11 protein-coding genes are annotated in these 12,348 nt (G+C 37.1%); 4 read left to right on the forward strand and 7 right to left on the reverse strand.

From position 1 onward, the window contains the following. Positions 1-58: 58 nt before the first annotated feature. The 3 genes from AB1278_RS16800 to AB1278_RS16810 all read right to left on the reverse strand — a co-directional run bounded on the left by AB1278_RS16800 (position 59) and on the right by AB1278_RS16810 (position 3,093). Positions 59-550, reverse strand: coding sequence for a hypothetical protein (locus tag AB1278_RS16800; protein WP_429815836.1), 492 nt, complete (start codon positions 548-550; stop codon positions 59-61). Between the two features lie 18 nt (positions 551-568). Beyond that, positions 569-1,672 (reverse strand): NAD(P)/FAD-dependent oxidoreductase, encoded by a 1,104-nt coding sequence (locus AB1278_RS16805; protein ID WP_429815839.1) that lies wholly within the window; start codon positions 1,670-1,672, stop codon positions 569-571. A 71-nt stretch (positions 1,673-1,743) separates the two neighbouring features. Next, positions 1,744-3,093, reverse strand: coding sequence for an ATP-binding protein (locus AB1278_RS16810; protein WP_343642192.1), 1,350 nt, complete (start codon positions 3,091-3,093; stop codon positions 1,744-1,746). Between the two features lie 116 nt (positions 3,094-3,209). Here AB1278_RS16810 and AB1278_RS16815 point away from each other — a divergent pair, with 116 nt between their 5' ends. Together AB1278_RS16815 and AB1278_RS16820 are read left to right on the forward strand one after the other, a co-directional pair. Beyond that, the gene (locus AB1278_RS16815) at positions 3,210-4,112 is read left to right on the forward strand and encodes an ABC transporter ATP-binding protein (protein WP_330745637.1); all 903 of its coding nucleotides are present in this window, start codon (positions 3,210-3,212) and stop codon (positions 4,110-4,112) included. 2 nt (positions 4,113-4,114) lie between these two features. Next, positions 4,115-4,960, forward strand: a complete 846-nt coding sequence (locus AB1278_RS16820; protein WP_343642195.1) for an ABC transporter permease — start codon at positions 4,115-4,117, stop codon at positions 4,958-4,960. A 168-nt stretch (positions 4,961-5,128) separates the two neighbouring features. Here AB1278_RS16820 and msrB read toward each other — a convergent pair whose 3' ends face one another. The 4 genes from msrB to AB1278_RS16840 form a co-directional block, all read right to left on the reverse strand. Continuing rightward, positions 5,129-6,226, reverse strand: coding sequence for a peptide-methionine (R)-S-oxide reductase MsrB (msrB, locus tag AB1278_RS16825; RefSeq protein ID WP_343642197.1), 1,098 nt, complete (start codon positions 6,224-6,226; stop codon positions 5,129-5,131). A gap of 17 nt (positions 6,227-6,243) precedes the next feature. Beyond that, the gene (locus tag AB1278_RS16830) at positions 6,244-6,687 is read right to left on the reverse strand and encodes a DUF417 family protein (protein ID WP_429815844.1); all 444 of its coding nucleotides are present in this window, start codon (positions 6,685-6,687) and stop codon (positions 6,244-6,246) included. An 80-nt stretch (positions 6,688-6,767) separates the two neighbouring features. After that, a complete protein-coding gene (locus AB1278_RS16835; protein WP_395972881.1) occupies positions 6,768-7,037 on the reverse strand; it encodes a hypothetical protein in 270 nt (89 codons plus the stop codon). A gap of 6 nt (positions 7,038-7,043) precedes the next feature. Continuing rightward, a complete protein-coding gene (locus AB1278_RS16840) occupies positions 7,044-7,598 on the reverse strand; it encodes a sigma-70 family RNA polymerase sigma factor (protein WP_280212478.1) in 555 nt (184 codons plus the stop codon). Positions 7,599-7,869: 271 nt separating this feature from the next. On the opposite strand from AB1278_RS16840, the gene alaS reads away from it, so the two are divergent. Together alaS and AB1278_RS16850 are read left to right on the forward strand one after the other, a co-directional pair. Further along, the gene (gene alaS, locus AB1278_RS16845; RefSeq protein ID WP_429815847.1) at positions 7,870-10,473 is read left to right on the forward strand and encodes an alanine--tRNA ligase; all 2,604 of its coding nucleotides are present in this window, start codon (positions 7,870-7,872) and stop codon (positions 10,471-10,473) included. Between the two features lie 392 nt (positions 10,474-10,865). Beyond that, entirely contained in the window at positions 10,866-12,341 is a 1,476-nt protein-coding gene (locus tag AB1278_RS16850; protein WP_202839510.1) for a hypothetical protein, read from the forward strand. The last annotated feature ends 7 nt before the right edge of the window (positions 12,342-12,348 follow it).

A 12,348-nucleotide genomic window follows, 5' to 3' on the forward strand; every position in this document is an offset into this window, starting at 1 on the left:
TTCGAGTACTTGATTTTTTTGGAAATTTAATAGAGGTTCAGGATCTGATTTAGGAGAACTATTCCTTAACAATTTCAGCGTCAAAGCTTCTTCTAAGGTATTCTTTTGCTTGTTTACTTTCCGATTTGAACCCTGCCATAGTTAAAGCGTAGACAAACAAGAGCATACCCAGAGGAAGAAAAAGTTCTACTGATATTTCTTTTTCCCTTATAGCTTTTATAGAGACACCTATGAAGAAAATCAGGGCAAATGAGCACCAGACTATTAAGAAAAAAAAGACAAAAGCATTTAATGACATGGTCACCTGTATTTGTGTTCCATTATTTTCATTTTGAATTTTACCGTTGATCTGAGGAAGAAATGAGTTTCTGTATTGTATCACTCTGCTTATTTCAAAGCTATTATTATCCACAGATCCTTCATATTCCTTTATATAATTTTTTCCCAAACCAAATTTTTTAGGTTCTACAAAACCAGAAAGTCTTGTTAATACTTCCTTTTCAGACAAATTTGTTTTGTAAGTAATACGTTCAAAGGGTAAGTATTTCATATTTCTCAACGTTTGCAATTATATCATTTCTGCCACCATTTCACCTATCTTCGGAGCCAGGGCAACCCCCATTCCTGAAAGTCTTACCGCACAAAACTGTCTTTCTGAAAACTGTTTTACAATGGGCGATTTTTCTTCACCCATAGCCATTATTCCTGACCAGCGAAGGAAAATTTTAAAATCTTTATGAGGAAGTATGACTTCTTTTAAAAAGTTTTCTAAATGATTCTGCAGAAATTCCGTGGTTTCAAAAGCTGTGGTTTCTTCTGTCTTAAAATCCTGATTTCTTCCGCCACCTAGTAATATTCTGTTTCCTATATTTCTGAAATAATAGTAGCCTTCATCGTAATGAAAAGTACCTTTAAGTTTTAAACCGTCTATTGGTTCTGTCAGAAGAACCTGTCCGCGGGCAGGAACTATAGTTTCTTCTTTCAGAAACTTTGAAGTGAATGCATTGGTGCAATAGATGAGCTGATCTGCTGTCACAGAAAGATCTGTTGAAACATGAACCTCAACGTTGTCCGTTTCTTCAATATGCTGAACTTCTGTTCCGAATAAAAATTCGATTTTAAGTTCATGACACTTTTCTAAAAGCTTTTGTAATAATTTTCCTGAATGCAGACTTCCTTCACAGGGATTTTCAATCAGGAATTCAGATTTTCCAAGTCCGAATTCCTGTATTTTATTTTGATTCAAAGTATAAGTCTGAGCCAGTCCGGTTATTGTTTTCAGTTTTTTATTTACAGCATCAATCTGGGTTAAAGACTCTTCATTGTTTACAATTTCATAACCTCCATTCAATTCAAAATCAATTTCACTATTCTTGAAATACTGCTGGATTTTCTGAAGTCCATCAAATCTCATTGTAACAAGCTCCAGTGTTTTTTCCCAGCCCATCTTCTCAGAATCGGCAATCACTTCGGTAAGGCTTCCAAAGCAGGCAAACCCGGCATTTCTTGTGGACGCGCCTAATGGGATTGCGCTCCGTTCAATAATAAGAACAGATTTTTCAGGATACTTCTCCTTTGTGGATATGGCTGTCCAAAGCCCGGAAAACCCCGCACCAATAATGATGATGTCTCTTTTTCTGTAGAATGTATCCAATTCCCAAATACTGTTCATAAATAATGAGTAATTAGGTAATGAGTAATTTTTATAAAACCTTAAACTTTAAACCTTGAACTTTAAACAGTTTATCCTTTATCTCCTTCATTATGCTGAAATCCGATTGCTCTTTGCGGCTCCTCGACAACTCTGTAGGTTTCCAGTTCATTTTTCAATGCCTGAATTCTGAACTGAAAGTCATCAAAATTATTGATAATGGCATCTGCAAGAAATCGTGCTACCTGATCAAGATATTCTTCAGTAAGTTTTGATCCTGCATCCCTTAATGCGCTGTCTAAAATTTTCTGATCAATTTTCAGCTTTTCATTTCTGGTCCTTTGATACAGGTTTTTGATTCTTTTCTTTAAACTTTGGGTAAAGTCTATCAGCATGGTATTGCTGAATGCTTTCATCTTTGAAGAGATTTCATGCCAGAATGGAACTTTATCAGCCTTGTTATTTTTAAGTATTTTATAGAGTAAAGAATCTTCTTCCAATCCTCTGGTCATGGCATAAAGAATGATTTCCGAGCGCTCAGAAGCATTGGGAGGAAAAATAGGAATCAGCACATCAAATCTTCCGGGTGCCAGAATTTCCTCATCAATTTCAGCCACAGAATTAGCTGAACCTACCATTAAAACACCTTCTTTTTCAAACTTTCCGATGTAGTGAAGAATCAGTTCCTGAGCCTCAAGATTGCAGGAAGCAATGTCTGTTTCCGCCCTTCTCTGCATCATAATTTCATCAAAATCATCCATAAAAAGAAGCATTTTGTTTTCCTTCATCATACTCACAAGGAAATCACTGAAATTGATCTCATTTCCATCAATCAGCGAAGTTCCCAAATAATGTTTTTTGACTTCTTTAAACTGATACCCGATAATTTCAGCTATTTTATTGGCCCAGAATATCTTACCGCTTCCCGGAGGTCCGTAAAGAATAATCCCTGCAGGTTTGTTGATTCCCCAGTCTTTGATCTGCTGTGGATTCAGGAAGGGTTCCAGAACAGTGGATGTATAAAAAAACAGGTCTCTGTATCCGATAAAATCTCTTTGCTGAAGGCTGGTTTTATGCCCAAAATAATCGTAGACAAACTGATAATTCCCTCCAAGTTTGTTATCAATTCCATAACTCGATATGGAGGATTTGTAAAAACCATTATCGAAGATATTGAGATTATTGTCTTTGATCACCTTTTCAACCTTGTCTTTTGGCTGCTTGATCACTTCTGCAATCTGCTCCAGGGTCTTATTTTTATCAAGATCTTTTTCATAAAGTCTTAAAAAATCTACATTTTCGCGGGCAAATTTTTCAAAATCTTTTTTTACCTCAAAATTGGTACTGATACAATCTACCAGTTCAAGATCAAAATCCTGGATAAACTGTTTTATGGCTTCTGCAGATACCTTTAATTCTTCTGCCAGTTCAATTAGCTTCATAACTGTTGATTAATTCTATCAAATTTAATGTATTTGTCCATAAATTAATATTGATTTATGATAATTCTGTAACATTCTCTAATTTATATAGACTACTACTATGTAAAACAAATTACATGGAAAAGATTTTATCAGTAAAAAATTTGACAAAAAAATTCAAAAGAGTTGTGGTGAACAATATTTCTTTTGATGTCGAAAGAGGAAATGTTTATGGCCTTTTGGGGCCGAACGGAAGCGGAAAATCCACTACTTTCGGGATGCTGCTTTCGACCATCAACCCTACGAGCGGAGACTGGTTCTGGTTTGGCAAGAAAGGAACTGATCCTGACACCTTAAAAAAGATCGGAGCGATTATTGAACAGCCTAACTTTTATCCTTATCTAAGTGCAGAAACCAATCTTAAGATTGTCGCTGAAATTAAGCAAACACCCTACTCAAGGATTGACGAAGTTCTGAAAACGGTTAATCTGTATGAAAGAAGAAAAGATACTTTCAAAACTTTCTCTTTAGGAATGAAACAGCGTCTGGCTATTGCTTCTGCCATGCTGAACAATCCGGAAGTATTAATTTTGGATGAACCGACCAACGGACTGGATCCTGAAGGAATCATTCAGATCAGAGAAATCATCAGTGATATTGCCAAACAGGGAATCACCATTATCATTGCAAGCCATCTTCTGGATGAAATTGAAAAAATCTGCAGCCATGTCATTGTCTTGAAGGAAGGAAATTCCATTTACTGCGGAAGAGTGGATGAAATGACTTCCAACAACGGATATTTTGAGCTGAAAGCTGATAATAACACATTACTTTTAAATGCGTTGAACGAACTTCAGTGGTTCTCGTCCATCAATCAGGAAGGTGATCTTATCAAAGCTCAGATCCGTGATGACGCTTCTATTTCAGCTTCGGCAATGAATCAGAAACTGGCTGAAAAAGGAATCTATCTTTCTCATTTAACAAAGAAAAAACTGTCTCTTGAATCTCAATTCCTTGAACTTGTAAAAAACACCAATTAATCATGATCAAATTATTAAAACTTGAATATTACAAAAACCTGAACTATAAACCTTTCAGAGTTTTCACGATACTTTATTTCGCCATTCTTATTGCTTTACTTTTCATTGGATTGGTTGACTTTGATGTTTTTGGAGGAACGATTAATTTAAAAGAACAGGGAATTTATAATTTCCCGGAAATCTGGAATTTCACCACATGGATTGTTGCTTTATTGAAAATTTTCCTTGGACTGATCATTGTTTTCTCTATTTCACAGGAGTTCAGCAACAGAATGTTCAAGCAAAACACGATTGACGGACTGAGCAGAAAGGAATTCATCACTTCAAAATTGCTGACGATAAGCATTTTCACTATTGTTTCAACAGCTATTGTATTGGGAATTACTTTGTTTCTGGGATATCAATATTCGAATACAACGGACTCTACCAAGGCTTTTGCTGAAATGTTCTTTATTGGAAATTATTTTGTGAAGCTATTTACGTTCTTTTGCTTCTTAATGTTCCTTTCCATTTTACTGAGAAAATCTGTTTTTGTTTTTCTTGCCCTTTTCGTTTTCTGGATTGGCGAAGGAATTTTAACCGCTCTTGAAACGTATTCAAAAGTAAAGGGAATGCAGGGACCGCAAAGAAATGAGGTTCTTCAGAATGATTTTTTTATCTCGCACCTTTTACCGCTGGAAAGCATGTCAAGCCTGATTCCTAACCCGATGATGAGATTAAATATGGCTAAAATGATGGGCTTAAAATATGAGTTCCACTACCCTACGGAAAGTCTTATTGCCTGTCTGGTATGGTGTGCTGTTTTCATCTTCGGTTCGTACTGGATTCTGAGAAAAAGAGATTGGTAGATTTTAATCATACTATGAATTCAAAATAAAAGGCTGCCAGATAGCACAATAATTTGGCTTTTGTCATTCTGACGAAGGAAGAATCTCATTAATCAGTAGACCTATGAGATTCTTCACTTCATTTCATTTCGTTCAGAATGATATTTTTTAGGCAGCCTTCCTTTCATATTATTTTTTATCTAACAACGGAAGATATTTTCCGTATCCTTTGCTTTCCATTTCAGCTTTCGGAATAAATTTCAGTGAAGCACTGTTGATACAGTAACGAAGTCCTCCTTTATCCTTCGGCCCGTCTGTGAAAACGTGTCCCAGGTGAGCATCGCCCGTTTTACTTCTTACTTCTACTCTATCCATACCATGGGAACGGTCCAGCTTTTCATCAATCAAACCTTTGGTAATCGGTTTTGAGAAACTTGGCCATCCGCATCCGGATTCAAATTTATCGGTAGAGACAAACAAAGGTTCCCCTGTTGTAATATCTACATAAATTCCTTCACGGGTTTCATTCCAGTACTCATTCTGGAAAGGTCTTTCTGTACCGTTTTCCTGGGTAACATTATATTGTTCTGCTGTCAGTTTTTCTTTTAAAACTTTTTTATCCTGCTTTTGGTAAGCCGGTTTTGGAAGCGGGTTGGCTTTTTTGGCCATTTCAAAAAGTCCCGGTTCAATATGACAGTAACCGCCTGGATTTTTATCCAGATAATCCTGATGATAGTCTTCAGCCCTGTAGAAATTTTTCAATGGAATAGTTTCTACGACTACTGGTTTATGATAATTCTTTGCCAGCTTCTGAACTTCCGCTTTTACCACCGCTTCATCTGTTTTATCAGTGAAATAAATTCCTGTTCTGTACTGGTTTCCTCTGTCATTTCCCTGCTGATCCTTGCTTGTAGGATCAATGGTTTTAAAATACAGATCAATCAATAGTTTCAGATCTACCTGTTCAGGATCATATTTTACTTTTACGGTTTCTGCGAAACCTGTTGTATGGCTTACGACTTCTTCATAAGTAGGATTTTTGGTATTACCGTTGGCATAACCAACTTCTGTTCCTACCACGCCACGAATCTGTTGAAAAAAATGTTCTGTTCCCCAGAAACATCCACCTGCAAAATAAATCTCTTTAACGTTCTTGTTATCCATAATTTCCTCATTTTCTTTTTTTATTTCCACTACATTGGACTTCGCTTTTCTGAAAAGCCCTGATTCCGCAGCAAATACTGCTATACCCAGAATGATTCCGAGTGCAATTAATATATTCTTCATTTTTACTTTTTTATTCATTACTTATTATTTTGAATGATCATTACTCCAAATCCTAAAAACATAAGGTCTTTCAGAATAAAGAAATCCGTCACAGGCACTCCGTCCACTATTTTCCACATTCCCGGTGTTGTCAATAAATAACTTAATGTTACCAGAAAAGTTACGATCATTCCTACACCTGCATACTTTTTGAGTACAGCAAATTTCGCACTAAATATCAGGAGTAATGCAATGATAATTTCTATCGCTCCGATAAGATTTGACACTGCCTGAGCACTCATAATCTTATATACGAAAAAAGTTAAGAAATGGTTTTCCACCAAAGGTTTTATTGCAGCTGCTTCTGTGGGAGTGAATTTGAAGATACCAATCCACAGTAAAATAAGTGCTGCTCCGAAAAGCGAAATATAATACCCGATTCGGGCTGATTGTTTTTTAGATTCCTGTACTGTTCCGACCATATTTTTAAGATTTTAAATGAATACTTTATTGTTTTCAAAAGTATAGTCGGTGCTATTTTAAAATCCTGACAGAAATTATCCTAGAATTTTAATTTATCGATCATTTTATTTTTAAAGTCCTGAATTTCAGAATCATTAATTTCAGTTTCTTTTTCAGAAAAAGTCTTTTTAAAAGCTTTATCCAGAAGAGCCAGCTTTTCATTGTACATCCTGCACCATTTACAGATTATCAGGTGCATACTGAGCATCCTGTTTTCTCTGGCAGAAATAGATTGGGCATTCCTTTTTTCCATCAGTAAAGTAGCTTCACTGCACGGTAAAAATAATATATGTAGTATTCTTCGTATCATGATTTCTTATGATTTTGAAAACCAGTTAAACTCCAGACATTCTCTGAGCTGCATGCGGCTTCTCTGCAAAATCTTCCATAGATTAGTCGTGGAAACATTCAATTCCTGACTGACTTCCGGTGCTTTTTTTTCTTCGATATAATACATTTTCAACAGAATCTTCCATTTGGAGGGCAATTCTTCAATACATTCTTCCAATGTTTTATTAAATTCTGTACTGTCTAAAAGCTCATCTCCATCGCCAGAAACATTCCAGTCATTTAAAACATCATTATTTTTCCATGATCCGGTTTCATCAAAAAAATGATCAAGTCGGATATTGGGTTCCGATTTGTATTTTTTCCGGTAAAAATCTGCAACTTTTCTATTCAGAATAGCCATCAGCCACGTAAGCGCATTACTTTTCCCTTCAAAAGAATCATAAGCAGAATAAGCTGCAAGAAAAACTTCCTGAACCACATCCTGTGCATCTTCTTTATTCGAAAGTACATACAGTGCCCGCTTCAAAAGCGGCCCTGAATACTGTTCTATCCAGCTTTTCAGCTCTTCATCTTTTGTCATTGGAAGGATTTTTTGTCTTTTTTCAGATCGCAACGAAGGTAGGAAGTTAAATGGAAAATTGCAAAATGAGATCGATTATTATTGATTACAGTCATTACAAACTTGCCATCTCAAACCTTACAGGTTTTAAAAACCTGTAAGGTTTACCACCCATCCAATATCCAAACTCGTCATCATTCAAAACATAGCATAAAATTATTACAAATCGCTTAAAAATCTTAAATTTGCATCTTATCAAAAATTTGATATTTAAAAAAGCAAAAGCAATACTATGACATCACAAGAGATACGTCAAAAATTTTTAGATTATTTTAAAAGTAAGGAGCATTTAATCGTTCCTTCAGCTCCTATTGTGCTGAAAGACGACCCTACCCTTATGTTTTCCAACTCCGGAATGACGCAGTTCAAGGATTTTTTCCTTGGCTACAAAACCCCTACCGCCCCTAGAATTGCGGATACACAGAAGTGTCTGAGAGTTTCAGGGAAACACAATGACCTGGATGATGTAGGTAGAGATACTTACCATCACACTATGTTTGAGATGTTAGGAAACTGGTCTTTCGGGGATTACTTCAAAAAAGAGGCTATTGCTTTTGCCTGGGAATTACTGACTGAAGTATACGGAATTCCAAAAGAAAATTTATACGTAACGATTTTTGAAGGGGATGCTTCAGAAAATCTGGACAGAGACCAGGATGCTTATGACTTCTGGAAATCTCACATTTCAGAGGACAGAATCATCAACGGGAATAAAAAAGATAACTTCTGGGAAATGGGTGAAAGCGGACCATGCGGACCGTGTTCTGAAATCCATATTGACCTGAGAACTCCTGAAGAAAAAGCAGCAGTTGGGGGAATTTCCCTTGTGAATCAGGACCACCCGCAGGTTGTGGAAGTATGGAATCTGGTTTTCATGGAATTCAACAGAAAGGCAGATAAATCTTTAGAGAAGCTTCCTGCTCAGCACGTAGATACGGGAATGGGCTTTGAGCGTCTTTGTATGGCGCTTCAAGGGAAGTCTTCCAACTATGATACGGATGTTTTCACTCCGCTTATTGCTAAAGTTGAGGAACTTTCAGGTAAAAAATATACCGGAATTTTACAAGACGAAAAGGATATTGCGATCCGTGTTGTGGTAGACCACATCAGAGCAGTTTCCTTTGCTATTGCAGACGGACAATTACCTTCCAACGGAGGTGCGGGGTATGTTATCCGAAGAATTTTAAGAAGAGGAATTTCTTATTCTTACCGATTCCTGGATATGAAAGAGCCTTTCCTTTACAAACTGGTAGCTGTACTGCAGGAGCAGATGGGAACTTTCTTCCCGGAAATCGAAAAACAGGGAAAACTTGTTGCTGAAGTGATCAAAAGTGAAGAAGATTCTTTCTTAAAAACTATTGAAAACGGTCTGATCAGAGTAGAAAAACTGATCCAGCAGACTATTGCCAATAATCAGAAGGTATTACCAAGTGAAGAAGTTTTTGAACTGTATGATACTTATGGTTTCCCTGATGACTTAACAAGAATTATTGCTGAGGAAAAAGGATTAACAATTGATGAAGCTGGTTTCAAAGCTGAAATGGAGAAACAAAAGCTTCGTTCAAAAGCTGATTCTGCCCAGAAAGTTTACGACTGGGTCACTTTGGAGGAAAGAGATGAAAACTTTGTAGGATATGATCAGATTGAATCCGAAACCTATATTACAAGATACAGAAAGGTAGAAAATAAAGACGGAGAATTTTACCAGGTGGTATTAAGCAGCTCTCCTTTCTATCCTGAAGGAGGTGGACAGGTTGGAGACAAAGGTGTTCTTGAAAATGCGGTTGAAAGCTTTGAAGTATTGGAGACTAAGAAGGAAAACGGATTGATTATTTCGTTGATCAATGGTCTTCCAAAAGATGCCGGTGCTGTTTTCTATGCTAAAGTAAACGCTTCCGAAAGAAAAAATTCTCAGGCCAACCACTCTGTAACTCACCTTCTGCACGAGGCTTTAAGAGAGGTGTTAGGAACTCACGTAGAACAGAAAGGTTCTTATGTTGGTCCTGATTATCTTCGTTTCGACTTCTCTCATTTCAACAAAATGACAGAAGAAGAATTAGCACTTATTGAACAAAAAGTAAATAAAAAGATCAAAGAAAGTATTGCTTTACAGGAATTCAGAAATATTCCGATTCAGGAAGCTCTGGATAAAGGAGCAATGGCTTTATTTGGTGAAAAATATGGTGACAGTGTGAGAATGATCCAGTTTGGAAGTTCAAAAGAACTTTGCGGAGGAACTCACGTAAAAAATACCAGCGAAATCGGGCACTTTAAAATCACTTCCGAAGGCTCTGCTGCTGCGGGAATCAGAAGGATTGAGGCTATTTCGGGAGACAAATCTGAAGAGTATTTCAACAATCTTGAAAAACAGATCACTGAACTTTCTCAGTTATTAAAGTCTAAAGATGTGGTAAGATCAATCGAAAAACTGATCGAAGAAAATACTTCATTGAAGGCTGAAGTAGATGCTCTTAAAAAGGAAAAAGCAAAAGGAGAAATCGGAGAATGGAAGAATTCATATGAGCAGAAAGGCAATAAACAGCTTTTAGTAAAGAAAACTTCTCTGGATGCAGGTTCTGTAAAAGACATCGTTTTCCAACTGAAGAGAGAAATCCCGTCTTCGGTAACGATTATTCTTTCTGATGCAGACGGAAAACCAATGATTACCGTTGGAGTTTCTGATGATCTGGCTGCGGATTACCAGGCTGGAGCTATCGTAAAAGACCTTGCTAAAGAAATCCAAGGTGGTGGTGGTGGAAACCCAGGTTTCGCTACTGCTGGTGGTAAAAACCTTGAAGGGTTAGAAAACGCTTACCAAAAAGCTTTGAATATTTAAAATAGAAACCTCTATTATAATTTTTACTCCGGCTGTCTCAATTTTGAGACAGCCGGAGTTGTTTTACCATTATATTCTTAACGCAAAGTTTTTCGTATAGCACTTCGTATTGAAGGGAGCAATGAAGGGAATCAACTTCATTGATTCTGACGAAGCGTGTGTAGTATTCTTACTTCTTGCAGATGAAAAAGCTTTTGCGTACTCTGCGCTATACCATACTATTCTTTATTCCTAAGATTTCATCACAGTCTTTTTTATTTATACCCGTTCTAATTATTGATCTTATCTTAACAAACCATTACTTAATCTTAAACTATTTGTTTTATCTTTTTAAAACTCAGTTAATACAAGACCTTTAGTTTTGCCATAATCGAAATTCAAAAAATGTAATTATGAAAATTAACAAAACTATTGGAGCGCTGGTCTTTGCTTCTCTTGTATTTCAAGGCTGCAATGATGACAACGGTAACTCGGACGCTCCTGTCAATGATAAAATCAAACTTGAAAACTTTTCTAAAGAACCCGCTTTCGTATATGGAATGAAAGGTTTTGAAAATTTAAATATAACCACCCTTATTTCCAGTTCCGATGTGCTTCCGGGTTCACCGGATTTCGTTTTCGGAGGACAGCCGGACGGAATGGGACTTATGAAAGATCCAAACTCTGACGGTTACCTGATGATTACCAACCATGAGATCAAGCAATCGGTATCAAGAGTCTACTTAGACAAAACTTTTAAGCCTGTAAAAGGAGAATATATCTTAAACGGAACCGGAGGAATGACAAGATTATGCTCCGCTACATTGGCAACCCCGGAAATTCATGGTTTCAGTGCATTCCTTACCGCCGGAGAATCAGGTGAAGAAAGTATGGTACATGCTTTAAACCCTTTGGCACCAGTGTCTCAGGCAACTGATAAATCAAGGGTAAAACCGGCATTAGGAAAGGCTTCTATGGAAAATGCAGTTCCGCTTCCTAAAGATGTTTCTAACGGAAAAACCTATATCATCATTGGTGAAGACCAGTCTTATTCTTCTTCTCACCAGTCTGCAGGACAGTTGATTATGTATGTAGCAGATACACAGGGAGATCTTGATAACGGTAAGTTGTATTCTTTAAAAAGAACCAACAGCAACTATACTGAAACGGATATGACGAAAGGAAGCAGCTACGACGTAGAGTTCGTAGAAATTCCTAACGCTAAAAACCTTACCGGCGCTCAAATCAACCAGAAAAATATTGACAATAATGCGATCCGTTTTTCAAGAGTGGAAGATGTAGATTACAGAAAAGGAGCTGGAAAAGGAAGAGAAATCTACTTTACTGCAACCGGAGAATCTTCTGACGGTGTTAATCCAAAAGCCGGATTAACCATGTGGGGAAGAGTCTACAAGCTTGTTCTGAACGCCAATAATATGCTGACAGGAAAACTGGAAGTGGTGGCTGAAGGAGATTCTAATCCGGGAAATAATCTGATCAATCCTGACAACTTATGTGTAACTGAAAACTTTGTATACATCCAGGAAGACGGAGATTCTTATTACAAAAATGCCAATCACGATTCTTATATCTGGCAGCTGAATATTGCCACCAAACAATACAAACCGTGGCTGAATATGAGGCACAACAGAGGTGACTCTGCATGGCAGACAGCATACAACCAATCCGGAGATCTGCAGAAGTACGGTTCATGGGAGTTCGGGGCAATGGTTGATATTTCAGACATCATCGGAATCCCTAATACCTTCTCTGTGAATATCCATTCTCATACATGGCAGCTGGATAAATTCAAAAATCCTGACGGTTCCGGAATCAACGCCAACAAAGAAGGCGGACAGATTGTTATCATCAGAAACGTAGAAAAATAGTTTTAAT

Source organism: Chryseobacterium sp. NRRL B-14798 (genome assembly GCF_050470705.1).
Taxonomy (GTDB): Bacteria; Bacteroidota; Bacteroidia; order Flavobacteriales; family Weeksellaceae; genus Chryseobacterium; species Chryseobacterium cupriresistens.